Genomic DNA, 24,086 nt, shown 5'->3' on the forward strand with positions numbered 1-24,086 from the left:
TTCAGATGGTCAAGCAACCCGTCACCGTGAACGGCGTCGTCCGTTGGCGTGACGCGGGTTCGCCGCAAGATGCCCGTCGCCAGCAGAAGGAGCCCAAGATGGTTGTCCTCCGCCACGAGATCGGCGATGTCCTGAGGGACGTGCGCCAGCGCCAGGGCCGCACGCTGCGGGAGGTCTCCCACAGCGCCCGGGTGTCGCTGGGATACCTCTCCGAGGTCGAGCGCGGCCAGAAGGAGGCCTCCTCCGAGCTGCTCTCCTCGATCTGCTCCGCACTCGACGTGCCCCTGTCGCTGATGCTCCGCGAGGTCAGCGACCGCGTGGCCCTCGCCGAGGGCGTCGAGATCCCGGACACGGTCCCGTCGGATCTCGCCAAGGAGTTCGACGGCGTCGTCCGCGAGGACTGGCCCGAGGACCTCGGCATGGCCCCCAGCCGCTAGGCGGACCGGCCGGCCGCCCTGCGGCCGGCCCCGATCGACGCGACGGCCCGCGGCACCGGAGACCCAGTGGCGCGGGCCGTTCCCGTGCGCGGCCAGCGCCCTAGTGGGGCTCCTGCCGGTACGAGTCGTTGAGCTTGGCCAGCAGCGACGCCAGGTCGGCGACGTCGCCGACGTCCCAGGCCGAGAGGACGTCGTGGAAGACGCGCTGGCGCGCGGCCTGGGCCGCCGTGAGCTGCCGCAGCCCGTCCTCGGTGAGCGTGATGGTCTGTGCGCGCCGGTCCCACGGGTCGGCCTGCTTCCGGACGACGCCGAGGGACTCGAGCATCGCGACCTGCCGGCTGACCGTCGGTTTGCCGACGCCGATCTCCGCGGCGAGGTCGGTCAGCCGGAGCGGGCCCTTCCGTTGGAGGGCCGCCAGCAGCCCGTAGGCACCCGGCTCCATGTCCGGGTGCACCTGCTTGGCCACCTTGTTGCCGTTGGCGCGCCCGCGCCGCCACAGCAGGCTCAACTGCTCCTCGAGGTCGCGGATGGCCTTCTGCCGGTTCGAGGGCAGCGGGGACGCGTCGTCGGTCATGCGTCCATCCTAGGACGGCGCGCCGGGGCCGCCGCCCGCGACGGCGCCTCCCGGCTCGTCCGGCAGCGCGGCGGCGTGGGAGAATCCCGGCGTGAGATTGAGTGAGTTTTGGCGGCTGATGGACGAGGAGTTCGGGGCCGGTTATTCGCGGGTCCTGGCCGCGGACCTGGTGTTGGCCGAGCTGGGCGGCCGCACCGCCGCGGCGGCCCTGGACGCGGGGGAGGACCCGAGGGCCGTGTGGCTGGCGGTGTGCGAGATGCAGGACGTCCCCGCGCGGCGGCGCCTCGGGCGCGATATCGAGCCGAAGCGCTGACACGCCGGACCACGGTCATCGAAGATGTGTTCGGATCGCGGTAGGCTCCAAGGGAGACGACACCGCACGCCGCGGGCCATTCATCCACAACCGGGCGGGTGTGCCCCAAACCGACGGCCCCGGAGCCTACCGTGGTGGGTGGATGCAGGCCGGCCGCAAGGCCACGACAGAACCGAGGGTTTGAACCATGGCAGCAGCAGGAATGGACCGGGCAAAGGCTCTCGAGGCCGCCCTGGGCCAGATCGACAAGCAGTTCGGCAAGGGCTCCGTGATGCGCCTGGGCGACGAGACCCGGGCCCCGATCGAGACCATCTCGACCAGCTCCATCGCCCTGGACGTCGCCCTCGGCATCGGCGGACTCCCGCGCGGCCGCGTCGTCGAGATCTACGGCCCCGAGTCGTCCGGTAAGACGACGGTCGCCCTGCACGCGGTGGCCGACGCCCAGCGCAACGGCGGCATCGCCGCCTTCATCGACGCCGAACACGCGCTGGACCCGGAGTACGCCAAGAAGCTGGGCGTGGACACGGACGCGCTGCTCGTCTCCCAGCCGGACACCGGCGAGCAGGCCCTCGAGATCATGGACATGCTCGTGGGATCGGGCGCCCTGGACATCATCGTCGTCGACTCCGTGGCCGCGCTCGTGCCCCGCGCGGAGATCGAGGGCGAGATGGGCGACAGCCACGTCGGCCTGCAGGCCCGCCTGATGAGCCAGGCGCTGCGCAAGATCACCGGCCGCCTGAGCCAGTCCAAGACGACCGCCATCTTCATCAACCAGCTGCGCGAGAAGATCGGCGTCTTCTTCGGCAGCCCGGAGACCACCACCGGCGGCAAGGCCCTGAAGTTCTACGCCTCGGTGCGCATCGACGTGCGCCGGATCGAGACGCTGAAGGAGGGGGCCAACCCGGTCGGCAACCGCACCCGCGCCAAGATCGTCAAGAACAAGATGGCCCCGCCCTTCAAGCAGGCCGAGTTCGACATCCTCTACGGCGTCGGGATCTCCCGCGAGGGCGGCCTCATCGACATGGGCGTCGAGAACGGGCTCGTCAAGAAGTCCGGCGCCTGGTTCACCTACGACGGGGACCAGCTCGGCCAGGGCAAGGAGAACGCCCGCAAGTTCCTCAAGGACAACCCCGACCTCGCCGACGAGCTCGAGCGCCGGATCCGCGAGAAGCTCGGCATCGGCGTCCAGCCCGAGCCGCCAGCGGGCGACCCGCAGCTGCGCGCCGTCGGCGACGAATAGCCGGCCGTCCCACCCATGGCCACGGACGCCGACTGGAGCGGCTTCACCGGGCTCGACGGAGTGGACGCCGCGCCCGGCACCGGCCCCGCCGACGCATCCGGGGACGCCGGGCCCGGGCCCCCGGACGACCCGCGCGGCGCCTGGGTGCCGCCGGCGGGTCCCGAGGCCGCGGACGTCCCGGACGCGGAGCCCGGTGACGCGAGCGGCACCGGACGCCGCCCGGGGGCCGGGGAGCGGAGGACGGACCGGACGACGCGGTCCTCCCGCGGCTCCCGCCCCACAGGCCGGAAGCGGGCGCCGGCGCCAGAGGCGGAGCACGACGCGGAACCGGACCCCGAGTCCGTGGCGCGGAACATCGTCCTGCGCCAGCTGACGGCCTCGGCCAAGAGCAGGCACCAGCTGGAGGAGAAGCTGGCCGCCCGCAACGTCCCCGACGAGGCCGGGCGCGCCGTGCTCGACCGGTTCGAGGAGGTCGGGCTCGTCGACGACGCCGCCTTCGCCGAGGCCTGGGTCCGCTCCCGGCACCGCGACCGCGGGCTCTCCCGCGGGGCGCTGCGGCGCGAACTCCGCGACAAGGGCGTCGAACAGGGCACCGCCGAGGAGGCCCTGTCCGCCGTCGGCGACGACGACGAGCGGACCGCCGCGCTCGAACTCGTGCGGCGCAAACTGCGCTCGCCCTCGCTGCAACGGGAGGCGGCATCCGCGGACCGCGGCGAGCGGGACCGGGCCGTGCGGCGGCTCGTGTCCATGCTCGCCCGCAAGGGCTACCCGCCGGGCACGGCCTTCGGCGTCGTGCGCGACGCCCTCGGGGAGGGCGGCGACCCGGCGGAGGCCCCCGGCTGGGGCGCCGCCGACGACTAGGGCCGCGGGCGCGAAGGGGTGGACGCGGAGGACGGCGCGAGGCGGGCGGACGCGCGCCCCCGGCGCCACGCCACCCCGGCCCGCCGGCCTGCGCCCCCGGCGGCGCGGAACGGTGGGGTCCGCCACGGACGGGCAGCCACTAGAATGGTCCGGTGACTTCCACGCTCTCCGACCCCGCCCCCGCGCCGTCCGCCGAAGCCCGCAGCTACGAGGTGCGGACCTTCGGCTGCCAGATGAACGTGCACGACTCCGAGCGCCTCGCCGGGCTGCTGGAGGAGTCCGGGCTGGTACCGGCCGCCGAGGGCGGCGACGTCGCCGACGTGGTCGTCTTCAACACCTGCGCCGTGCGCGAGAACGCCGACAACAAGCTCTACGGCAACCTCGGCCGCCTCGCCAAGGCCAAGGAGTCCCGGCCCGGCCTGCAGATCGCCGTCGGCGGGTGCCTGGCCCAGAAGGACCGCGACACCATCCTGCGCAAGGCCCCCTGGGTCGACGTCGTCTTCGGCACGCACAACGTGGGCTCGCTGCCGACCCTGCTCGAGCGCGCGCGCCACAACAACGAGGCCCAGCTGGAGATCCTCGAGTCCCTCGACGTCTTCCCCTCGACGCTCCCGACGAAGCGCGAATCCGTGTACTCGGGATGGGTCTCGATCTCGGTCGGCTGCAACAACACGTGCACGTTCTGCATCGTCCCCTCCCTGCGGGGCAAGGAGCGCGACCGCCGCCCCGGCGACATCCTCGCCGAGGTGCAGGCCCTGGTCGACGACGGCGCGATCGAGGTCACGCTCCTGGGCCAGAACGTGAACTCCTACGGCGTGGAGTTCGGGGACCGGCTCGCGTTCGGCAAGCTGCTGCGCGCCTGCGGGGACATCGACGGGCTCGAGCGCGTGCGCTTCACCAGCCCGCACCCGGCGGCGTTCACCGACGACGTGATCGACGCGATGGCGGAGACCCCGAACGCGATGCCGCAGTTGCACATGCCCCTGCAGTCCGGATCCGACCGCGTCCTGAAGGAGATGCGCCGGTCCTACCGCTCCAAGAAGTTCCTCGGGATCCTCGACAAGGTCCGCGAGCGGATCCCGCACGCCGCGATCACCACCGACATCATCGTCGGCTTTCCGGGCGAGACCGATGAGGACTTCCAGGCCACGCTGGACGTCGTCGAGGCCTCGCGCTTCTCGAGCGCGTTCACGTTCCAGTATTCGCAGCGCCCCGGCACGCCGGCCGCCACGCTGCCGGACCAGCTGCCCAAGGCCGTCGTCCAGGAGCGCTACGAGCGCCTGACCGCACTCCAGGACCGGATCTCCGCCGAGGAGAACGCCGCCCAGGTCGGCCGCGAGGTCGAGGTGCTCGTGACCGCCCAGGCCGGCCGCAAGGCCGAGCAGACCCACCGGCTCTCGGGCCGGGCCCGCGACCAGCGGCTGGTCCACTTCAGCGTCCCCGACGGCCTCGAGACGCCACGGCCCGGGGACCTGGTCACGGTGCCCATCACGGGCTCGGCGCCGTTCCACCTCATCGCCGACCCGGCCGACGCCACCCAGTACCGCCTGCGCCGCTCGCGCACCGGCGACGCGTGGGACCGCTCGCAGGGGGAGTCCTGCGGCGTGCCCTCGCCGGGCCAGGGCCCCGGGGCGAAGGGCGTGGCCCTGGGCATGCCCGCCCTCCCGCCGCGCCGCTAGCCGTGCCCGGCCACAGCACCCCTCCGGCGGCGGCGCCCGCCGTCGTCGCCGTCGTCGGGCCCACCGGGACCGGGAAGTCGGACCTCGCCGTCGAACTCGCGCTCCGCCTCGGCGGGGAGGTCGTCAACGGCGACGCCCTGCAGTTCTACCGCGGCATGGACATCGGAACGGCCAAGATGGCCGTGGCCGAGCGGCGGGGCGTCCCACACCACCTGCTCGACATCCTCGACGTCACGCAGGAGGCCAGCGTCGCGGACTTCCAGGCCCGGGCCCGCGCCGCGTTCGCGGACATCGCCGCCCGGGGCCGGGTCCCGATCCTCGCCGGCGGGTCCGGCCTCTACGTCCGGGCCGCCCTGGACGTGCTCGAGTTCCCGCCCACCGACCCGGCCGTGCGGGCACGGCTCGAGGAGGAGGCCGAACACTCCGGGACCGCCGCGCTGGCCGCGCGGCTGGCCGCCGTCGACCCGGAGTCCGCGGCCCGCGTCGGCGACCTGCGCCGGATCGTGCGGGCGCTGGAGGTCCACGAGCTGACGGGCCGGCCCTTCAGCTCCTACATGCCCCGGCGGGTGTATGCGGTCCCCGCGGTGCAACTCGGCCTGGACCTGGACCGGGCCGCCCTCCACGGGCGCCTTGAGCGGCGCGTGCACGGCATGGTGGACGCCGGGCTCCAGGACGAGGTCGCCCGGCTCGACGCGGCCGGGCTGCGCCGCGGCAAGACCGCCTCCCGCGCCATCGGCTACCGCCAGTTCCTCGACGCCGCCGACGGCCGGTGCTCCGTCGAGCAGGCCATCGCCGACACGGTCGTCGCCACCCGCCAGTTCGCCCGGCGCCAGGCGACGTGGTTCCGGGCCGACCCCCGCGTCGCCTGGCTGGATGCTGCGGCGCCCGACCGCGTCGAGCAGGCCCTGGCCGCCTGCGCCGCCGTGAGGCCCGGCACGGCGCCGGCGGGCGGACCCCAGTAGGCTGGACGCATGGAATCCGTCCGCGCCACCGCACCCACCGCCACCGCAGCCGACGCCCTCGCGTCGCTCTCCGGGCTGCCCTTCGCGAAGGGGCACGGCACCGGCAACGACTTCGTCCTCGTCGCCGACCCCGACGGCGCGCTCACGATCGATCCCGGGCAGGTGGCCGCCCTGTGCGACCGGCACCTCGGCATCGGCGGCGACGGACTGATCCGCGCCGTCCGCTCGGCCGCGCTGCCCGAGGGCCGGCCGGTCCTCGCCGCCGACGCGCGCGCCGAGTGGTTCATGGACTACCGCAACGGCGACGGCTCCATCGCCGAGATGTGCGGCAACGGGGTGCGCGTCTTCGTGCACTTCCTGATCGACCAGGGCCTGGCGTCGCTGGGCGAGGGGGAGTCCCTGACCATCGGCACGAGGGCCGGCCTGAAGACGGTCCACCGCACGGCCGAGGGCTACGCCGTCGACATGGGCCCCTGGGCGTTCGCGGACCCCGAGCGGGCGGAGGCCTCGGCGCTGGACGCCGTCGTGGAGACCGAGGGCCTGGAGGTGGCGCGCCCGGCCCTGAGCGTGGACATGGGCAACCCGCACACCGTCGTCGCCCTCTCGAACACCGCCGAGCTGGCCGACCTGCGGCTGCACGCCGCGCCGGCCGTCGACCCGGTGCCCGAGCACGGCACCAACGTCGAGTACGTCGTCCCCGCCGAGCCGCTCGTCACGGACGGCGTCGGCTCCATTGCGATGCGCGTCCACGAACGCGGCGTGGGGGAGACCCAGTCGTGCGGCACGGGCGCCTGCGCCGCCGTCGTCGCCACCCGCCACTGGGCCCAGGGCGCGGGCGCCGCCCGCTGGGACGTGCGCGTGCCGGGCGGGACGGTCTCCGTCCGGTTCGTCCCCGGCGCCGACGGCACGGAGCACGTCGAGCTGGCCGGCCCCGCGCGGATCGTCGCCCGCGGCACGCTGGCCTAGCGACGGCGGCGTCCCGCCGCGGCCGGCCCGCTCGGCGCCCGGGCCCTCCGGGGGCGCGCGCTGCGGACGGGCTAGCCCGCGCCGTCCGGGCGGGCGACGCGCAGCAGGCGGAAGGACTTCGCCGTCGACGCGCGCTCCACGCGCAGCTCCGGGAAGCGTTCGGCCAGCCAGCGCTGCAGCGAGTCGGAGCCGAGGTTCTTCTGCACGACCAGCCAGGCTTCCCCTCCCGGGGTGAGCCGGGGCAGCCACTGCTCGAGGATCCCGTGGAGCGCGGCCTTGCCGACGCGGATCGGCGGATTGGACCAGATCGTGGAGAACTCGACGCCGTCCGGGACGGAGTCCGGCGTCCCGGCGACGAGGTTCGGCAGGCCGAGGGCCTCCGCGTTCTCGCGGGTGAGGGCGATGCTGCGCTCGTTGACGTCCACCGCGTAGACGGTCGCGCCGGGGGAGGCGAGGGCCAGGGAAAGGCCGATCGGCCCCCAGCCGCAGCCGATGTCCAGCAGCGCCCCCTCCGCGGCGGGGGCCGGCACGCCCGCGAGGAGCACGGCGGTGCCCTTGTCGATCCCGTCCGGGCTGAAGATCCCCGGCCCGGTCGACACCGTCCGCTCCGCGCCCCCGAGTTCCACCCGGACCTGCCGGCGGCGGAAATCGCCGGCGGGGGCGGGGCTGAAGTAGTGCTCCGAATCCATGCGGAAAAGCCTATGGCGCTTCGCCGCGCCCGGCGAATCCGTGCCGGCCAGCCCGCTGCGGACCGCGGGGCCGACGTCCGCGGGACGCCCGGCGGCGGGGATTCCCGGGACCGGACGCGCCAGTGATAGAATTTTCCCTATGACTTTCTAGCCACCCGCCCGCGCGGCTCCGGCGCCCCGCTGGCCGCGGGCTTTCCGGCCCGCCGCCCGCCCGGACCGCCATCCGCCCGGCCCGCCAACCGGGGCCCCGCCCGCGGCGGGCCCCCGATGCCGCGGAGCCCTCCGGGGGAAAGCGCCGCCGACGTTCCTCCGCACCGCACGCCGCCGGCCGAGTCCGCCACGGCGGCGCGCCGCCCGTTCGCCGCGTGCGGAACAAACCTTGGCGCCAGCCGTGCGCCGACTAGAATTAACCCACGCATCCTGCCAAAGGGGACCATGACCACCAACCACCAGCCGGAGCCCCGGGACCGGGGCCTCACCGAGGACGAGATCCAGAACGTCATCGACAGGATCCTCGCGGCCGACGGCGCCGCGGCCCAGCAGAAGGCGCGGCGCCACGAGGACGCCCCGAAGGGGGCCCTCGGGGGCCGCGCCCAGGCACTGAGCGACCTCGACCGCGAACACTCCGACGCCGACGGTGAGCAGCAGGACCTGGCCGAACGCCGCGCCCTCCGCCGCGTCGCCGGCCTCTCCACCGAACTCGAGGACGTCACCGAGGTCGAGTACCGGCAGTTGCGCCTCGAGCGCGTCGTGCTGGCCGGGATCTGGACCGAGGGCACCGCCGCTGACGCCGAGAACTCGCTGCGCGAGCTCGCGGCCCTGGCCGAGACCGCCGGGTCCGAGGTGCTCGACGGCGTCATCCAGCGCCGCCTCAAGCCGGACCCGGGCACGTTCCTGGGCTCCGGCAAGGCGGTCGAGCTCAAGGACATCGTGGCCGCCACCGGCGCCGACACCGTCGTCGTCGACTCGGAGCTCACGCCGTCCCAGCGGCGCGGCCTCGAGGACATCGTCAAGGTCAAGGTCATCGACCGGACGGCCCTGATCCTCGACATCTTCGCCCAGCACGCCCAGAGCCGCGAGGGCAAGGCCCAGGTCGAGCTCGCGCAGCTGGAGTACCTGCTGCCGCGCCTGCGCGGCTGGGGCGAATCCATGTCCCGGCAGGCCGGCGGCCGCGTCGGCGCGGCCGGCGGCGGCATCGGCTCCCGCGGCCCCGGCGAGACCAAGATCGAGCTGGACCGGCGCCGCATCCGCACGCGCATGGCCAAGCTGCGGCGCGAGATCGCCGGGATGAAGCCGTCCCGCGAGGCCAAGCGGGCCAACCGCAAGCGCAACACCGTGCCGTCCGTGGCGATCGCCGGCTACACGAACGCGGGGAAGTCCTCGCTGCTCAACCGGCTCACCAACGCCGGCGTGCTCGTGGAGAACGCCCTGTTCGCGACCCTGGACCCCACGGTGCGCCGGGCGGAGACCCCCGACGGGGTCGGCTACACGCTCGCGGACACGGTCGGGTTCGTCCGCTCGCTGCCCACCCAGCTCGTCGAGGCGTTCCGTTCCACCCTGGAGGAGGTCGCGGACGCGGACCTCATCCTGCACGTCGTCGACGCCTCCCACCCGGACCCCGAGGGCCAGATCCAGGCGGTCCGCGAGGTCTTCAGGGAGGTCGACGCGCACAAGGTCCCCGAGATCCTCGTGCTCAACAAGGCCGACGCCGCGGATCCCTTCACCCTTGAACGGCTCCGCCAGCGCGAGCCGAACACGGTCGTCGTCTCGGCCCGCACCGGGGCCGGCATCGACGAGCTGCTCAAGCTGGTCTCAGAGTCGATCCCGCGGCCGGACGTCCGCCTGGAGCTGCTGGTCCCGTACGACCGCGGCGACGTCGTCAGCCGCCTGCACGGGCCCGACGCGGAGATCCTGACGACCGAGCACGTCGCCGACGGCACGCGGATGAGCGTGCGCGTGCGCCCGTCGCTCGCGCCGGAGCTGGAGCGGTTCGCGCTCGATGACTGACCCCGGGGAGGTCCTCGGGCTGCTGGACGCCGCCGTCGAACGGATGGGCGGCCAGAGCAGGCCGGGACAGCACGAGATGGCGCGCCGGGTCGCCGAGGCCCTCGGCACGGGCGAGCACCTGCTCGTCCAGGCGGGCACGGGCACCGGCAAGTCCCTGGCCTACCTCGTGCCGGCGATCGTCCACGCGCTGGAGGCCGACAAGCCCGTGGTGGTCTCGACGGCGACGCTGGCCCTGCAGGGCCAGATCGTCGGGCGCGACGTGCCCCGCCTGCTCGGCCACCTCGCCGACGAGCTGCCGCGCCCCGTCGAGGTCGCCCTCGCCAAGGGGCGCGGCAACTACGTCTGCAAGTACAAGCTGGGGGGCGGCTACCCGGACGACGACGAGGGCACGCTCTTCAGCGTGGACGACGACGGCGGCGCCCGCTCGGGCGCGGGCGGCGGGCCGTCGTCGGCGCTCGGGCAGGAGGTCGTCCGGCTGCGCGAGTGGGCCGAGGAGACCGACACGGGGGACCGGGACGACCTGGTGCCCGGCGTCAGCGACCGGGCCTGGCGGCAGGTGTCGGTCACGGCGATGGACTGCCTCGGCGCGCAGCGCTGCCCCATGGCTGAGGAGTGCTTCAGCGAGCGGGCGCGGGCCCGCGCCGCGGAGGCCGACGTCGTCATCACCAACCACGCCATGCTGGCCGTCTCGGCCTTCGAGGGCCTCGCCGTGCTGCCCGAGTTCGACACGGTGGTCATCGACGAGGCCCACGAGCTGCAGGACCGGGTCACCGGTTCGGTGACCCGGCAGCTCTCCGGTCCGATGGTCGCCGCCGCCGCCTCGGCCGCGCGCCGCCACTGCGCCGTGGCCGTCCAGCCGCTCAGCGAGGCGGGCAAGGCCCTGGAGCGCAGCCTCGAGGGCGTCCCGAACGGGCTCATGCCCTCCGGGCTCAACGAGGGCCAGACGGCCGCCGTCGCGCAGGTGCGCGACGCCGCCCGCACCGTCCTGTCGGACTCGAAGCCGCAGGGCCAGGAGCCGGCCGACGCCGGCCGGCAGGTCGCCCGCGGCCAGGTCCAGCTGCTCGTGGACCTGTGCGACAGGCTCGAATCCGCGGCCGACGCCCGGGAGGTCGTCTGGGCGTCCCGACCGGGCCAGTTCACCCCCGGCCAGGGGTACGTCGAGCCCGACGAGTCCACGCCCGCGACGCTGAACGTCGCCCCGCTCTCCGTGGCCGGGAAGCTCCGGGAGGGGCTGTTCGACGGGCGGACCGTGGTGCTGACGTCCGCGACCCTGGCCATCGGGGCGGCGTTCGAGCCGGTGGCCGGGGACCTCGGCCTGCTCGGCACCGGGGCCCCCGCGTGGACCGGCGTCGACGTGGGCAGCCCCTTCGACTACCCGAAACAGGGCGTCCTCTACGTGGCGAAGCACCTGCCCAAGCCGGGCCGCGGCGTGTCGGCCGGGGCCCTGGACGAGCTGGAGGGCCTGCTGCGGGCCTCCCGCGGCGGCGCCCTGTGCCTGTTCTCGTCCCGGCGGGCCGCCGAGGAGGCTGCGGACGAGCTCCGCGGCCGCCTCGACCTGGAGATTCTCTGCCAGGGGGAGTCCGGGATGTCCGCGTTGGTGCGGCGCTTCTCCGAGGAGCGGGATTCGTGCCTGTTCGGGACGATGTCCCTCTGGCAGGGCGTGGACGTGCCGGGGGAATCCTGCCGGCTCGTGGTGATCGACCGGATCCCGTTCCCCCGCCCCGACGATCCGCTGAACACGGCCCGGAGCCGCGACATCGCCCGGCGCGGCGGGAACGGATTCATGGCGGTGTCCGCGAGCCACGCGGCCGTGCGCCTGGCCCAGGGGGCGGGGCGCCTCATCCGCTCCACCGGCGACCGCGGGGTCGTGGCCGTCCTGGATTCGCGCCTGGCCACGGAACGGTACGGGGGATTCCTCCGCGCCTCGTTGCCGCCGATGTGGGCCACGACGGACCGGGACCAGGTCCTGGGCGTGCTGGGCCGGCTCGCGGGCCCGGCCGAGGCCGAGGCTTCCTCGGCCTGACCCCGACGGGCCCCGGCGGGCTCCCGCCCGCGCCGCGCACGGCACCCGTTCGCGCGGCGGCGGGCGGGAACCCCCGGTCGGGGCGGGACCGCGGCTACTTGCCCTTCGGCAGGGGGTCGGGGTCGAGGAACGCGACCGTGATGATCGGGGCGACGATCCGGATCTGCCATTCGCGCGCACCCATCTCCCGCAGCGCGTCCGCCACGGTCTCCGGCTCGACCTTCTTCGGCGGGCGCCAGGACAGCCGGCGCAGCACATCGGGGGTCAGCAGGTTCTCCACCGGCATGTTCCATTGCTCGGCGGCGCGGGCGAGGCGCGGCTTGGCGGTGTTGAGCCGGCGGGCGGCCTCCGGGTCCTTGTCGGCCCACGTCCGGGGTGGGGGCGGGGCGTTGGACTTCAGGTGGAGGGGCGGCAGCTCCTCCTGGGCGCGGGCGCGCTGGAGGGCCCGCAGCCACCGGGGCCCCTCCTTGCCGGCGGCGCGGCCGTGGAAGCCCGGCGTGCGCAGCAGCTGCGGCACGGTGGTGGGCATCGCCTTGGCCGCGGCGACGAGGGCGGCGTCGGGAATGAGGCGGCCCGGGGCGACGTCGCGGTTCTCGGCCAGCCCCTCGCGCTCCAGCCAGAGTTCGCGCACCGCCGCCAGCTGCCGGCGGTCGCGCAGCTGGTGCAGGCCGGAGGTCCGCCGCCAGGGGTCGGTCCGGGGCGGGGCCGGCGGCGCCGTGCGGATCGCCTCGAATTCCTCCTCGGCGAACCCGAGCTTGCCGTCCGCCCCGAGCAGCCGCACGAGTTCCGCGCGCAGCTCGATGAGGACCTCGACGTCCAGGGCGGCGTAGCGCAGCCACGGCTCGGGCAGCGGCCGCTTGGACCAGTCCGCGGCGGAGTGCTCCTTGGCGAGCGACAGCCCGAGGAGGGACTCGACGACGGGGCCCAGCCCGACGCGCGGCAAGCCGGCCAGGCGCGCGGCCAGCTCGGTGTCGAAGAGCCGGTCGGGCCGCATGCCGACCGCTGCCAGGCACGGCAGGTCCTGCGTGGCGGCGTGGACGATCCACTCGGCCCCGCGCAGGGCCCCATCGAGCTCGGAGAGGTCCTCGAAGGGCTCGGGGTCGATCAGCCACGTGCCGGCGCCCGCGCGCCGGATCTGGACCAGGAACGCCCGTTGCCCGTAGCGGAAGCCGGACGCGCGCTCGGCGTCGACGGCCGCGGGGCCGGTGCCCTCGGCGAGGGCCCGCGCGGCGCGGGACAGCCCCGCCGGGGTGTCGACGACCCGGGGGATGCCGTCGCGGGGTTCGGTCAGGGGGACCGGGGCCGACTCGGCCTCCGTCGCCTCCCCCGGGGATGTGGCGCTGCTGGTGGCGGTGTGGGCTTCGGTCATGGTGGTTTCGATTCTAGCGCCGCGCTCAGGACCGGCGGCGGCGGGGCAGCGGCGTCACTCCGGCGGGCAGCGGGGGCAGGCCCGCGAAGGTGCACACCATGTCGGACCAGGCCTCCAGGTGGGCCGTGGCGTCGCCGTCGTCCGGGGTCCACGAGGCGCGCAGTTCGATGTCGATGGTTCCCGGCCGGGCGCTGAGGCTGCCGAAGCTCTCCGAGAGCACCCGCGTTGCGGTCCCGCCGGCCTGCCGGTGGCCCGCCGCATGGTCCTCGAGCGCGTCCACGAGCCACGTCCACGCCACCCCGCCGAGCATCTCGTCGTTGCCCATCTCCGCGTCCAGGCGGGCCCGGATGTAGGTGACGATGCGGAACGTCCCCTCCCAGACCGGGTTGCCCGCCGGGTCGTGCAGCAGGATGAAGCGGCCGGTCGCGAGTTCGCCGTCGTCGTCCTCCGCCCCGGGCTCGTGGACCTCGGCGGAGAGCGCGACCGCGAACGGCGCCAGCCGGGCGGGCGCCGGGATCTCCTCGAGGCGGACCTCGGGACGGCACTGGGCCCGACGGAGCTGTTCGAGCGCCGTCGTAAAGGCCTGGGGGACCCTCTGCAGGTCGCCGGGTGCGGTCACCCTCCGAGTCTAGGTCGGCCGGGGCGCGGGGCGGATGCGGCGCGCCGTCCTAGTGGCCCTCGACCTCGCGGCGGATCGCCGCCGCGAACGCGTCGATGTCCTCCTCGGTGGTGTCGAACGTGCACATCCAGCGCACCTCCCCGGTGGCCGCGTCCCAGTCGTAGAACCGGAAGGACTCGCGGAGGCGGTCCGCGGCGCCCGCCGGCAGTGCCGCGAAGACCGCGTTGGCCTGGGTCTCCTGGGTGATGCGGACCCCCTCGACGCCGTCGACGGCCCGGCGCAGCCGTTCCGCCATGGCGTTCGCGTGGGAGGCGCTGCGCAGCCACAGGTCGCCTTCGAACAGCGCGACCAGCTGGGCCGAGGCGAAGCGCATCTTCGAGGCCAGCTGCATGTTCATCTTGCGCAGGTACCGCAGCCCCTCGGCCGCCTGCGCGTTCAGGGCGACGACCGCCTCGCCGTACATGAGGCCGTTTTTGGTCCCGCCCAGGGAGAGGATGTCGACGCCCGCCTCGGTGGTGATCTCCCGGAGCCCGACGCCCAGCGCCGCGGCCGCGTTGGGCAGGCGCGCCCCGTCCAGGTGCACACGCATGCCGCGCTCGTGGGCGTGGTCGGCGATGGCCCGGATCTCGGCCGGCGTGTAGACGGTGCCCAGCTCGGTGGACTGGGTGATGGACACGGCCAGCGGCTGGGCACGGTGCTCGTCGCCCCAGCCCCACGCCTCGCGGTCGATCAGCTCCGGCGTGAGCTTGCCGTCGGGGGTCGGCACGGGCAGCAGCTTCATCCCCCCGACGCGCTCGGGGGCGCCGTTCTCGTCCACGTTGATGTGGGCGGTGGACGCGCAGACGACCGCGCCCCAGGCGGGCAGTAGGGCCATGAGCGAGGTGACGTTCGCGCCGGTGCCGTTGAAGACCGGGAACCCCTCGGCCGCCGGGCCGAAGTGGCCGCGCAGCACGTCCTGGAGCCGCTCCGTGTAGGCGTCGCTGCCGTACGCGGTCTGGTGGCCGCCGTTGGCGGCGGCCAGGGCCTCCAGCACCTCGGGGTGCACCCCCGAGTAGTTGTCGGAGGCGAAGCCGCGGACGGAGGGGTCGTGCAGGGGGGCGGTGGTGGTGTTCACGGGCGTCCTTCGGTGCGGGGGCGGTCGGGGGCGGTCGGGAGTGGTGCGGCGGTGGGCGGGGCCGGGCGGGCCCGTGCGCCAGCCTACGCGGGCGCGGCCCGCGGGCAAGCGGCGGACGCGGCGGCGGCCGGCTTCCGGCCGGGCCGGCCCGCCTACGGGACGAGGCTGATGCGGGCGCCGTTGACGTCACCGGCGTCGGCGTCGAAGAGCGCGACGGCGGCGCGCCCGAGGTCGGCCACGTCCGTGAAGCCGGAGAAGTCCCGGTCGGGCGCGGCGGCGCGGGCGCCGTCGTCCACCAGCGCCCGGACCACCCAGATCGCCGCTGCCGCGCGCTGGGGGACCGGGTCCTCCTTGCGCCCGGACTGGGCGGCCCGCAACCCGGCCGCGACGCTGCGCATCCAGCCCTCGGCGGCCGTCTTGGCGGCGACGTAGTTCGCGCCCGAGCCCGTGGGGGAGTCGACGGCGGTGGCGGAGACGATGGCCATGCGGCCCGCGTCGGCGGCGGCGACGTCGTCGTAGAACTCGCGCGTGGTGTGGCGCAGGGTCGTGACCACGTGGGTGTGCAGGAAGTCGTAGTCCTCGTCGGACTGCCCGGTCACGCCCCGCCCGCCGCGCCAGCCGCCGACGAGGTGGACCAGGCCGGCGACCGGCCCGGCCTCGGCGCGGAGGCGCCGGCCCAGGTCCGCGACGGCGGCCCGGTCGGCCAGGTCGGCGGCGAACGGCAGGGCGCCCCCCGCGGACTCCGCGGCGGCGGCGATGCGGGCCTCGTTCGAGCCCACGGTCGCGACGCGGTGCCCGGCGGCCAGCAGTGCGGAGGCGACGGCGATGCCGGACGCCGAGCTGCCGCCGGCGACCACGATGGTCCCGGCGGCGGCCCGGCGCGCGGCGTCCGTGGCCATCTAGGCGGCGTCCCGTGCGGTCTCGCCGGTGATGCCGGCGGTGGATTCGATGACGGTCTTCATCTTCTTGGTCAGCGCCTCGTAGAACATGGACAGCGGGAACTCGTCGTCCATGACCAGGTCGGTCATGGCGCGCAACGGCTCGGTCAGCGGCAGGGCGTCCGGTCCCTTGGCCCACGTGGAGGCCGGATGCGGGGTCACCGTGCCGGAGACCAGCTCGTAGGCGGCGAGCCAGTGCGCGAGCTTGGGGCGGTCGATCGACTTCCAGTAGAGCTCGTCGATCGCGTCGCCCAGCGCCGAGACTACCTCCGGGACCCGGTCCCAGTCGATGGCCAGCTTCGTGTCGGTCCAGTGCAGGACGTGGTGCTGGTGCATCCACGCGAACAGGAGCTGCCCCCCGAGCCCGTCGTAGTTCCGCACTCGGGACCCGGTGATGGCGAAGCGGAAGATGCGGTCGAAGATCACGGCCGACTGGACGAGCCGGGCGTGGCGGCGCGCCTCCGGCGCGGCGTCCTTATCCCGCTCGATCGCGACGCACTCGCGGAACGCCGTCAGGTCGCAGCGCAGCTCCTCGAGGGTGTATAGGAAGAAGGGCATGCGCTGCTTGATCATGAACGGGTCGAAGGGCAGGTCCCCGCGCATGTGGGTGCGGTCGTGGATGAGGTCCCACATCACGAACACCTTCGTGGCCAGCTCCTGGTCGGCGACCATCTCCCGCTCCTCCGGCCGCAGCTCGAGGTTCGTGATGCCGGCCGCCGCCTCGAGCACCCGCCGGTAGCGGGCGGCCTCGCGGTCCTGGAAGATCGCGCCCCACGTGAAGGCGGGAACCTCGCGGAGCGCGACGGACTCGGGGAAGAGCACGGCGGAATTGGTGTCGTAGCCCGGCGTGAAGTCGATGAACCGCAGCGGGACGAACAGCTTGTTCGAATACGCGCCGGCCTCGAGCTCCGCGATGAACCCGGGCCAGATCACCTCCACCAGGACCGCCTCGACGAACCGGTTCGAGGAGCCGTTCTGCGTGTACATCGGGAACACCACCAGGTGGCGGCGTCCGTCCGTGCGGTCCAGCTGCGGCTGGAACGCGACCAGGGAGTCCAGGAAGTCCGGGACGCCGAACCCCTCGCCGGCCCAGCGGCGGATGTCGGCCACGAGCCGGGACAGGTACTCGGCGTCGTGCGGGAAGTGCGGGGCCAGGGCCTCGACCGAGGCCGCGAGCGTCGCGGCGAGCTCGCCGGCCAGGGGGAGGTCGGCGGCCTCCGGGACCGAGCCGTCCTTGGCCTGGATGCCCTGGAAGGAGGTGGCGGCGGCCTTGAGGGCGACCCAGTTCGGGTCAGCCTTCAGCTCGGCGGCGGACACCGGCGGGGTGAGGGTGCTCTGCGACACGGGGAAGCCCCTTTCATCTCGTCCTGCGCGGCACTGTCGGCGGCCGCTGTGGTCTTGGCACCACGCTAGGACGAGACAACGGATGCTCGCGCAAAAACGCCCCGAGCATCAGGGACGCTCATCCTCGGGGGTGGGGGAGACGATGCCAGCGCCAGTGCCTCGCGACGTGGGCGCAGCGGGGACGGGGCGGACGGTGGCCGCGGCCGAGGGGTTGCGGGCGGGCCGGCGGCGCTGCCGGCCGCCGGGTCCGCGCGCCTAGGCCCCGGCGGCCGGACGCAGGCGCAGGGAGACCGAGTTGATGCAGTAGCGCTGGTCGGTGGGCGTCGGGTAGCCCTCGCCCTCGAACACGTGGCCCAGGTGCGAGTCGCAGGCCGCGCAGCGGACCTCGATCCGGCGCATCCCCATCGTGGTGTCGTGCAGGTAGCGCACGGTGCCCTCGGCCTTCGGGGCCCAGAAGGAGGGCCAGCCGCAGTGGGAGTCGAACTTCTCCGTGCTGGTGAACAGCTCGGCCCCGCACGCGCGGCAGGCGTAGACGCCCTCCTCGTGCGTGTCCCAGTATTCGCCCGTGAAGGGCCGCTCCGTGCCCGCCCGGCGCAGGACGGCGAACTCCTCGGCGGTCAGTTCCTGGCGCCACTGCTCGTCGCTCTTGGCGACGGGGCCGGGCGCGTTCGAAGTCTCGTTGGTGTCCACGTCCGGCACAACGAGCGGGAGGGCCGAGTCATTCCCGTCGGCGGGGGCCGTCGTCCGCGACACGCCGTGCGCCCGTTCCGGCGCGGTGATTGGCGGGCGTGGGGGCGCGCTTGGGATGATGTCCCCATGCAACCGTCCGTCCCGCTTCGCGGGGCCGCCCCGCCGGCCCCCGTGGTCCGCTGGGGCGCGCTCGGCGCGGCGGTCGGCCTGGGGGCCGGGTCGTTGCTGGCGGGCAGCGTCTCCGCCCTCGCCGGCTACTTCGCCCGGAGGGTCGTGACCCCGTCCCCGGTGCCCATCGAGGACCTGCCGATCCTGGCGCTCGTGCAGGGGGAGGACGGCCCCGAGGTCATCCTGCCGGCCCAGGGCGAGACCACGACCGAGGGCCGCTACTCCCTGTTCTTCGACGGCGACCGCGGCCACGCGCGGATCGGCCGGATCGTGTCCTTCACCCCCGCCGAGGGCACGGTGTCCCGCGCCGTGGAGCACGTGTACTCCGGCGACCTGTCCCAGGCCGTCCGCGGAAGGCTCTCCGGCGTCGTCTTCGAGACCCCGGCCGACGCCGGCGCCGCCGCCACCGAGGTGCCGATCGAGGTGCCCGGCGGGAGCGCCCCGGCGTGGCTCGTCCCGGGCACCCACCGGGCGGACACCTGGGCCGTGATGGTCCACGGCCGCGGAGTCAACCGGCGCGAGTGCCTGCGCGGACTGGGCGCCGCGGGCCGGCTCGGCGTGACGAGCCTGCTGATCTCCTACCGCAACGACGGGCTGGCCCCGCCGGCGCCCGATGGCCGCTACGGCCTGGGCGCGACGGAGTGGGCCGACGTCGAGGCGGCCATCGACTACGCCGTGGAGCGCGGGGCCCGGGACGTCGTCCTGTTCGGGTGGTCCATGGGCGGGGCCATCAGCCTGCAGGTCGCCGACCGGTCCCGCCACCGCCAGCGCCTGCGCGCGCTGGTCCTCGACGGCCCGGTTGTGAACTGGGTCGACGTGCTCGCGCACCAGGCGCGGGTCAACCGGATCCCGGTGGCGGCCGGGCGGATGGGCCAGTGGCTGCTGGGCAATCCGGCGGGCCGGCGCCTCACCGGAATGGCGGCGCCCGTGGACCTGCGCGCCCTGGACTGGGAGGCGCGCGCGGACCAGTTGCGCACCCCGACCCTGATCCTGCACAGCGAGGACGACGACTTCGTCCCCGTGGGTCCGTCCGCCCACCTGGCGCAGTTGAATCCGGAGCTCGTGGAGTTCGTGCGCTTCAGCCGGGCCGGCCACACGCACGAGTGGAACGTGGACCCGCAGCGCTGGGACGACGCCGTCGTCGGCTGGCTCTCCGCGCTCCTCGACGCGCCGCGCCCCGGCGCGGCGTAGCCGCACCGGCCGGCACCGCTACTGCGCCGCGATGGGCGCGGTGGCCGCGTCCAGCAGGGCCGCGAGGTCCGCCGGGGCCAGCTCGAGGTCCAGGCCGCGGCGTCCGCCGGACACGAACACGGTGGGCCAGGCGAGGGCGGACGAGTCGAGCACGGTCCGGTGCCGCTGCCGCTGGCCCAGGGGCGAGATGCCGCCGACGACGTAGCCGGTGCGCCGCTCGGCGTGCGCGGGATCGGCCATCGCCACGCGCTTGAGGCCCAGCGCGGCCGCGAGCGCGCGCAGGTCCAGGGAGCGGTCCACCGGCACGACGCCGACCGCCAGGGCGGCCGCGCCGGACGCGCCCGTGTCGACGAGCAGCGTCTTGTAGACGCGCCCGGGCTCGACCCCCAGCTCGGCCGCCGCCTCCAGCCCGAACGACTTCGCCGCCGGGTCGTGCGCGTAGGCGTGCACCGTGTACGGGACGCCCGCGGCCTCGAGCGCTGCCGTCGCCGGCGTGCCCCCGGAGGCCGTGCGCCCCCGCTTGCCGCCCACGCGCTAGGCGCCCGCGGGCACGGCCTCGCGCACCTTGCGCTTGATGCGGCCGAGCATCGCCGTCATGCCGCGCATGCGCAGGGGCGTGATGGCCCGCGTCAGGCCGAGCTGGTGCGGCATGTCGTCCGGCACGGCGAGCACCGTCTCCGCGGGCAGCCCGTCGAGGCCCTCGTGGAGGACGCCCGCGAATCCGCGCGTGGTCGGCGCCTCGGGGGGCGCGGAGAAGAACAGGTCCACCCGGTGCTCGGGCGCCGGGCCGACCTCGATCGTGAGGAACAGGGGCGACTGGCACTCCACGACCTGCTCCATCAGCTCCGGGTGGTCCGCGAGCCGCGCCGGGACCTCCGGCAGGGACTCGGAGAACTCCAGCAGCAGCTCGAGGCGCTCCGGCTCCGTCAGGGCGTTGAAGTCGTCGACGATCTCCGCCAGGGCGGCGGGCAGGGGGCCGGCCACGCTAGTTGCCCCGGCCCGCCGGCGCCTCGCCGCGCTCCGTGCCGACGGCGATCGGCACGCGCACGGCGTTGCCCCACTCGGTCCACGAGCCGTCGTAGTTGCGCACCTTCTCGAAGCCGAGCAGGTGGGTGAGGACGAACCAGGTGTGGCTGGACCGCTCGCCGATCCGGCAGTAGGCGACGACGTCGTCCCCCGGCTGCAGCCCCGCCTCGCCGAGGTAGATCGCCTCGAGCGCCGAACGGTCCTTGAACGTGCCGTCCTCCGCGGCGGCCTTGCCCCACGGCACGGACGCCGCGGTCGGGATGTGGCCGCCGCGCAGGGCGCCCTCCTCCGGGTAGGCCGGCATGTGCGTGCGCTCGCCCGTGTACTCCTCGGGGGAGCGCACGTCGATCATCGGCTTGCCGAAGTGGTCCATGACGTCCGGCAGGAAGGCGCGGATCGCGGAGTCGTCCCGCTCGACCGCGGGGTAGTCGACGGGCTCCGGCTGCGGCTTCTCCCGGGTGAGCTCGCGGCCCTCGGCGATCCACTTGTCGCGGCCGCCGTCGAGCAGCCGCACGTCCTCGTGGCCGAACAGGGTGAAGACCCAGAGGGCGTAGGCCGCCCACCAGTTGCTCTTGTCGCCGTAGATGACCACGGTCGTGTCGCGGGTGATGCCCTTCGACCCGGCCAGGGCGGCGAAGCGCGCGCCGTCGATGTAGTCGCGGGTCGTCTGGTCGTTCAGGTCGGTGTGCCAGTCGATCTTCAGCGCGCCCGGGATGTGGCCCGTCTCGTAGAGCAGCACGTCCTCGTCGGACTCCAGGACGACCAGGCCCGGCTCGCCGAGGCGCTCGGCCAGCCAGCCGGTGGAGACGAGGCGCTCGGGGTGCGCGTAGGCGGAGAACTTCGGGTCGGTGTCGGTGGCGATGGCCATGGGTACCTCGTTCACATAGCGGGGACAGGGATCCTTTCCCCCACCCTAGCCAAGGCGGGCCGCGCGTGCCCGCGGGACCCGTCACGCCCGGCCATATTCGTCCCCGGCGGTAGAGTGGGTGCGGCGCGCAGCGCCCGAACACGCCCCCGCACCGAAGGAACGAGCTCCCGCCCGTGGCCACGACCCTCTCCCTTGCCGACCGGACCCCGCAGGTCACCCCCGAGGAACTGCTCGAGGGGTTCCGCCCCTCGTACCGCTTCGGAGAGGTCTCGTTCGACAGCTACCGGCCCGACCCGTCGCAGCCCTCCCAGGCGGCCGCCGTGCGCAAGCTGCGCGACTTCTCCGCGTCGGTCGGCCGGTCCGACGGCGGCTTCCTCGGCAAGCTGTTCGGCGGCAAGAAGCCGAAGGGCAAGGCCGGGATCTACCTGGACGGCGGGTTCGGTGTCGGCAAGACCCACCTGCTGGCCTCGCTGTGGCACGCGGCCCCCGGGCCGAAGGCGTTCGGCACGTTCGTCGAGTACACGAACCTCGTCGGCGCGCTGTCCTTCCGCAAGACCGTGGACGTCCTGAAGGGCTACGAGCTGGTCTGCATCGACGAGTTCGAGCTCGACGACCCCGGGGACACCGTCTTGATGTCCCGGCTGATGCGCGAACTGTCCGACGCCGGAGTCAAGCTGGCCGCGACGTCGAACACGCTCCCGGGCGCGCTCGGGGAGGGACGGTTCGCGGCAGTGGACTTCAAGCGCGAGATCCAGGTGCTCGCGGACCAGTTCGACGTGCACCGCATCGACGGCGAGGACTTCCGCCACCGCGGCCTGCCCGCCGCGCCGGAGCCGATGGCCGATGCGGAGCTGGAGTCGTTCGCGGCCGAGCACCACCCCGACGCGGCGATCGCCGTCGACGACTTCGAGGCGCTCACCGCGCACCTGACCAAGGTGCACCCCAGCCGGTACCGGCAGCTCGTCGACGGGGTCGACGTGCTCGTCGTGCGCGGGGTGCGCACCATCACGGAGCAGGCGCTCGCGCTGCGCTTCGTGGTCCTCGCCGACCGCCTCTACGACCGAGACGTGCCGATCATCGCCAGCGGCGAGCCGTTCAGCCGGCTCTTCACCGAGGAGATGATGGCCGGCGGGTACATGAAGAAGTACTACCGCGCCGTGTCCCGCCTGACCGCGCTCGCGCGCGAGGGCCAGAAGGACGAGGCCCCGCTGCACTAGGCCGCCGCCGTGCCGGGGCCGGCGCGGCGGGTCTCCGCCGCGGGCGGGTCCCGCCGGAGGCCGGGGGACGGAACGCGCCTCGAGTACGGCTCCATGAGGAGCCGCGGCCCGCGAAACCTATAATGTGCTGCACGCCACAAAGGCGCTTCTCTCGTGGCCCCCGGGCTACCGGCAGGAGAAGGGAGGTAGCGACATGCGCGGAAGTCTGATTTGGACGATCGTGGGCATCCTGGCGGCCATTGCCCTGGTCATCTGGATCGCGTCGGCGATCTAGATATCCCACGGACGTAACTTGTCAAGCGGCTGCTTGGAGTGTGGGAGTGTCCTCTGCGGTGTGCCAGGCTGTGGCTTCGTCATAGGTGGTGTGGTGGCGTAGGCAGCCGTGGAGGATGCCCACGAGCCGGTTCGACAGGGCGCGCAGGGCCTGGTTGTGGGTGGATCCCTTGGCCCGTTGCCGGTCGTAGTACTTCCGGGCCCCGGGCGAGTGTGTCAGGGCCGAGAAGGCCTGCAGATAGAGGGCGTCGGCGAGTCTGCGGTTGCGGGCGTGGCGGGCCAGCACGGCCCGTTTCTGGCCGGAGGCCCGGGTGATCGGGCTCATCCCGGAGTAGTTCTTCCGGGCGCGGGCATCGGCGTACCGGTCGGGGGCGTCCCCGAACTCAGCAAGTACCCGGGCCGCCAGGACCGGCCCCAGGCCCGGTTGGCTGAGGTAGATCCCCGCGTCCGGGTGCCGGCCAAAACACCGCTCCACCTGCCCCTGGAGCTGCTCGATCTGCGTGTTCAGGGCCCCGAGCACGGCCACCAGCGCCGCAGTGGCGGCCGCGTGGGCCTCCTGGATGCCGGGCCGGGCGGTGAGCTGCTCCGAACGCAGGGCCTGGACGATGGCCTCGGCCTTGGACTGCAGGTTGCGCTGCCGCCCGCCGCGCACGAGCAGGGCCTTGACCCGGGACACGCTCAGCCGGGCCCCCGCCTGTGGGCCGGGAGCGGCGGCAAGGACGGCCAACGCGTCCGCGCCGTGCAGGTCCTGTCCGAACGCGGCCAAGGCGGCAGGGTAGTACTCGCGCAATCCCGAGCGCAGCACGTTCGCCTGCCGGGTGCGCGCCCACACCAGCGACTGGTGGGCCCGGGCGAGCACCTTGGCCTGTTCGGCCACGTCGCTGTCCGGGACCACGGGGCGGTGCTCGCTGCGGTCCACGGCCACGATCCGGGCCAGGACCTGGGCGTCGCCCTTGTCCGACTTCGCCCCGGCAGTCCCGTACCGTTGGCGGTACCGCGCCGATTGCGCCGGGTTGATCGCGTACACGTGGTAGCCGGCGGCCAGCAGGGCCTGCACCCAGGGTCCGCGGTCGGTCTCGATGCCGACCACCACCTCTGCGGGATCCGCGTCCTCGGGCAGGTGCTCCGCGACCAGGGCGTGGAAACCGGCGATCCCGGCCACGCCTTCCGTCAGGCGCTTGTGCGCCACCACCTGTCCCGCGGCATCGAGAACCGCCACGTCGTGGTGGTTCGCTGCCCAATCGTCTCCAACGAACAACATCGCCGATTCCTCCCCTGTCCTTGGGCCTCCGCTCCGGGCCTCCTCGGGGAGAAAGGCAAACCCGCACGACCTAATGGATCAGTGCTCCCACAGGGCACGACATCCCACCAGAGCTCTGGCCAGCCTTCCTCACCGGCCGACAGCGGCACGATCTAGACCTAGGGCTCAAAAGACCCGGGGACGCAGAGTGCTCAGCCGCCAGCGGCTCGGATACCAAGTCTCACCAATTCAGAGGGACCGGTACACCCCCATTAGGG

At 74.1% G+C, this 24,086-nt stretch carries 24 protein-coding genes; 12 read left to right on the top strand and 12 right to left on the bottom strand.

The features are described from left to right. Positions 1-5 precede the first annotated feature (5 nt). A complete protein-coding gene (locus AC1Q5D_RS08770; protein WP_481738202.1) occupies positions 6-437 on the top strand; it encodes a helix-turn-helix domain-containing protein in 432 nt (143 codons plus the stop codon). Between the two features lie 100 nt (positions 438-537). On the opposite strand, the gene AC1Q5D_RS08775 is transcribed toward AC1Q5D_RS08770, so the two are convergent. Further along, a complete protein-coding gene (locus tag AC1Q5D_RS08775; RefSeq protein WP_481738203.1) occupies positions 538-1,011 on the bottom strand; it encodes a MarR family winged helix-turn-helix transcriptional regulator in 474 nt (157 codons plus the stop codon). Positions 1,012-1,102: 91 nt separating this feature from the next. Between AC1Q5D_RS08775 and AC1Q5D_RS08780 the strand changes: the two genes are divergently transcribed. The 6 genes from AC1Q5D_RS08780 (at position 1,103) to dapF (ending at position 7,032) form a co-directional block, all read left to right on the top strand. Further along, the gene (locus AC1Q5D_RS08780; protein WP_481738204.1) at positions 1,103-1,324 is read left to right on the top strand and encodes a DUF3046 domain-containing protein; all 222 of its coding nucleotides are present in this window, start codon (positions 1,103-1,105) and stop codon (positions 1,322-1,324) included. A 187-nt stretch (positions 1,325-1,511) separates the two neighbouring features. Continuing rightward, positions 1,512-2,564 carry a recombinase RecA gene (recA, locus tag AC1Q5D_RS08785; protein WP_481738205.1) on the top strand — a complete coding sequence of 351 codons (1,053 nt, stop codon included), beginning with the start codon at positions 1,512-1,514 and terminating at the stop codon, positions 2,562-2,564. A gap of 15 nt (positions 2,565-2,579) precedes the next feature. Next, entirely contained in the window at positions 2,580-3,425 is an 846-nt protein-coding gene (locus AC1Q5D_RS08790; protein WP_481738206.1) for a regulatory protein RecX, read from the top strand. 152 nt (positions 3,426-3,577) lie between these two features. After that, complete coding sequence (gene miaB / locus AC1Q5D_RS08795; protein WP_481738207.1) at positions 3,578-5,104, top strand: tRNA (N6-isopentenyl adenosine(37)-C2)-methylthiotransferase MiaB; 1,527 nt, start codon at positions 3,578-3,580, stop codon at positions 5,102-5,104. A gap of 2 nt (positions 5,105-5,106) precedes the next feature. After that, positions 5,107-6,066 (top strand): tRNA (adenosine(37)-N6)-dimethylallyltransferase MiaA, encoded by a 960-nt coding sequence (gene miaA, locus AC1Q5D_RS08800; protein ID WP_481738208.1) that lies wholly within the window; start codon positions 5,107-5,109, stop codon positions 6,064-6,066. 9 nt (positions 6,067-6,075) lie between these two features. Next, complete coding sequence (dapF, locus tag AC1Q5D_RS08805) at positions 6,076-7,032, top strand: diaminopimelate epimerase (RefSeq protein WP_481738209.1); 957 nt, start codon at positions 6,076-6,078, stop codon at positions 7,030-7,032. 71 nt (positions 7,033-7,103) lie between these two features. Here dapF and AC1Q5D_RS08810 read toward each other — a convergent pair whose 3' ends face one another. After that, positions 7,104-7,721 (bottom strand): class I SAM-dependent methyltransferase, encoded by a 618-nt coding sequence (locus AC1Q5D_RS08810; RefSeq protein WP_481738210.1) that lies wholly within the window; start codon positions 7,719-7,721, stop codon positions 7,104-7,106. A 435-nt stretch (positions 7,722-8,156) separates the two neighbouring features. Between AC1Q5D_RS08810 and hflX the strand changes: the two genes are divergently transcribed. Further along, positions 8,157-9,728: a GTPase HflX gene (hflX, locus tag AC1Q5D_RS08815; protein ID WP_481738211.1), complete on the top strand. Its 1,572-nt coding sequence runs from the start codon at positions 8,157-8,159 to the stop codon at positions 9,726-9,728. Continuing rightward, positions 9,721-11,751: an ATP-dependent DNA helicase gene (locus AC1Q5D_RS08820; RefSeq protein WP_481738212.1), complete on the top strand. Its 2,031-nt coding sequence runs from the start codon at positions 9,721-9,723 to the stop codon at positions 11,749-11,751. The genes hflX and AC1Q5D_RS08820 overlap by 8 nt, the downstream gene beginning before the upstream one ends. A 94-nt stretch (positions 11,752-11,845) precedes the next feature. On the opposite strand, the gene AC1Q5D_RS08825 is transcribed toward AC1Q5D_RS08820, so the two are convergent. The 6 genes from AC1Q5D_RS08825 to msrB all read right to left on the bottom strand — a co-directional run bounded on the left by AC1Q5D_RS08825 (position 11,846) and on the right by msrB (position 17,834). Beyond that, complete coding sequence (locus AC1Q5D_RS08825) at positions 11,846-13,120, bottom strand: HRDC domain-containing protein (protein WP_481738213.1); 1,275 nt, start codon at positions 13,118-13,120, stop codon at positions 11,846-11,848. Positions 13,121-13,145: 25 nt separating this feature from the next. Then, positions 13,146-13,739 carry a DUF3000 domain-containing protein gene (locus AC1Q5D_RS08830; protein ID WP_481738214.1) on the bottom strand — a complete coding sequence of 198 codons (594 nt, stop codon included), beginning with the start codon at positions 13,737-13,739 and terminating at the stop codon, positions 13,146-13,148. A 49-nt stretch (positions 13,740-13,788) separates the two neighbouring features. Next, a complete protein-coding gene (locus tag AC1Q5D_RS08835) occupies positions 13,789-14,853 on the bottom strand; it encodes a threonine aldolase family protein (RefSeq protein ID WP_481738215.1) in 1,065 nt (354 codons plus the stop codon). Positions 14,854-15,005: 152 nt separating this feature from the next. After that, positions 15,006-15,752: an SDR family NAD(P)-dependent oxidoreductase gene (locus AC1Q5D_RS08840; protein WP_481738216.1), complete on the bottom strand. Its 747-nt coding sequence runs from the start codon at positions 15,750-15,752 to the stop codon at positions 15,006-15,008. Further along, on the bottom strand, positions 15,753-17,135 hold the full coding sequence (locus AC1Q5D_RS08845) for a DUF6421 family protein (protein WP_481738217.1): 1,383 nt from the start codon (positions 17,133-17,135) through the stop codon (positions 15,753-15,755). A gap of 255 nt (positions 17,136-17,390) precedes the next feature. Next, complete coding sequence (gene msrB, locus AC1Q5D_RS08850) at positions 17,391-17,834, bottom strand: peptide-methionine (R)-S-oxide reductase MsrB (protein WP_481738230.1); 444 nt, start codon at positions 17,832-17,834, stop codon at positions 17,391-17,393. 117 nt (positions 17,835-17,951) lie between these two features. On the opposite strand from msrB, the gene AC1Q5D_RS08855 reads away from it, so the two are divergent. Further along, positions 17,952-19,184 carry an alpha/beta hydrolase family protein gene (locus tag AC1Q5D_RS08855; protein ID WP_481738218.1) on the top strand — a complete coding sequence of 411 codons (1,233 nt, stop codon included), beginning with the start codon at positions 17,952-17,954 and terminating at the stop codon, positions 19,182-19,184. Positions 19,185-19,202: 18 nt separating this feature from the next. On the opposite strand, the gene ybaK is transcribed toward AC1Q5D_RS08855, so the two are convergent. The 3 genes from ybaK to AC1Q5D_RS08870 are packed head-to-tail and all read right to left on the bottom strand — an operon-like array spanning position 19,203 to position 21,078. Beyond that, positions 19,203-19,715 carry a Cys-tRNA(Pro) deacylase gene (ybaK, locus tag AC1Q5D_RS08860; RefSeq protein ID WP_481738219.1) on the bottom strand — a complete coding sequence of 171 codons (513 nt, stop codon included), beginning with the start codon at positions 19,713-19,715 and terminating at the stop codon, positions 19,203-19,205. A 3-nt stretch (positions 19,716-19,718) separates the two neighbouring features. Further along, positions 19,719-20,168 (bottom strand): SufE family protein, encoded by a 450-nt coding sequence (locus AC1Q5D_RS08865; protein WP_481738220.1) that lies wholly within the window; start codon positions 20,166-20,168, stop codon positions 19,719-19,721. Position 20,169: 1 nt separating this feature from the next. Continuing rightward, positions 20,170-21,078 carry a sulfurtransferase gene (locus AC1Q5D_RS08870; RefSeq protein ID WP_481738221.1) on the bottom strand — a complete coding sequence of 303 codons (909 nt, stop codon included), beginning with the start codon at positions 21,076-21,078 and terminating at the stop codon, positions 20,170-20,172. Between the two features lie 173 nt (positions 21,079-21,251). On the opposite strand from AC1Q5D_RS08870, the gene zapE reads away from it, so the two are divergent. Together zapE and AC1Q5D_RS08880 are read left to right on the top strand one after the other, a co-directional pair. Then, the gene (zapE, locus tag AC1Q5D_RS08875) at positions 21,252-22,295 is read left to right on the top strand and encodes a cell division protein ZapE (RefSeq protein WP_481738222.1); all 1,044 of its coding nucleotides are present in this window, start codon (positions 21,252-21,254) and stop codon (positions 22,293-22,295) included. A 124-nt stretch (positions 22,296-22,419) separates the two neighbouring features. Next, positions 22,420-22,569 (top strand): hypothetical protein, encoded by a 150-nt coding sequence (locus tag AC1Q5D_RS08880; protein WP_481738223.1) that lies wholly within the window; start codon positions 22,420-22,422, stop codon positions 22,567-22,569. A gap of 21 nt (positions 22,570-22,590) precedes the next feature. Here the strand turns inward: AC1Q5D_RS08880 and AC1Q5D_RS08885 are convergent, their stop codons facing one another. Further along, positions 22,591-23,829, bottom strand: a complete 1,239-nt coding sequence (locus AC1Q5D_RS08885; RefSeq protein WP_481736784.1) for an IS110 family RNA-guided transposase — start codon at positions 23,827-23,829, stop codon at positions 22,591-22,593. Positions 23,830-24,086: the final 257 nt, after the last annotated feature.

This window comes from Arthrobacter paludis, from assembly GCF_056782315.1.

Excerpts from the sequence above, each read along its gene's own strand:
- AC1Q5D_RS08885 (WP_481736784.1), bottom strand. The coding sequence starts at position 23,829 with ATGTTGTTCGTTGGAGACGATTGGGCAGCGAACCACCACGACGTGGCG.
- AC1Q5D_RS08870 (WP_481738221.1), bottom strand. The coding sequence starts at position 21,078 with ATGGCCATCGCCACCGACACCGACCCGAAGTTCTCCGCCTACGCGCAC.
- AC1Q5D_RS08855 (WP_481738218.1), top strand. The coding sequence starts at position 17,952 with ATGCAACCGTCCGTCCCGCTTCGCGGGGCCGCCCCGCCGGCCCCCGTG.
- hflX (WP_481738211.1), top strand. The coding sequence starts at position 8,157 with ATGACCACCAACCACCAGCCGGAGCCCCGGGACCGGGGCCTCACCGAG.
- AC1Q5D_RS08790 (WP_481738206.1), top strand. The coding sequence starts at position 2,580 with ATGGCCACGGACGCCGACTGGAGCGGCTTCACCGGGCTCGACGGAGTG.
- dapF (WP_481738209.1), top strand. The coding sequence starts at position 6,076 with ATGGAATCCGTCCGCGCCACCGCACCCACCGCCACCGCAGCCGACGCC.
- AC1Q5D_RS08840 (WP_481738216.1), bottom strand. The coding sequence starts at position 15,752 with ATGGCCACGGACGCCGCGCGCCGGGCCGCCGCCGGGACCATCGTGGTC.
- recA (WP_481738205.1), top strand. The coding sequence starts at position 1,512 with ATGGCAGCAGCAGGAATGGACCGGGCAAAGGCTCTCGAGGCCGCCCTG.
- AC1Q5D_RS08770 (WP_481738202.1), top strand. The coding sequence starts at position 6 with ATGGTCAAGCAACCCGTCACCGTGAACGGCGTCGTCCGTTGGCGTGAC.
- AC1Q5D_RS08810 (WP_481738210.1), bottom strand. The coding sequence starts at position 7,721 with ATGGATTCGGAGCACTACTTCAGCCCCGCCCCCGCCGGCGATTTCCGC.
- AC1Q5D_RS08775 (WP_481738203.1), bottom strand. The coding sequence starts at position 1,011 with ATGACCGACGACGCGTCCCCGCTGCCCTCGAACCGGCAGAAGGCCATC.
- AC1Q5D_RS08825 (WP_481738213.1), bottom strand. The coding sequence starts at position 13,120 with ATGACCGAAGCCCACACCGCCACCAGCAGCGCCACATCCCCGGGGGAG.
- AC1Q5D_RS08820 (WP_481738212.1), top strand. The coding sequence starts at position 9,721 with ATGACTGACCCCGGGGAGGTCCTCGGGCTGCTGGACGCCGCCGTCGAA.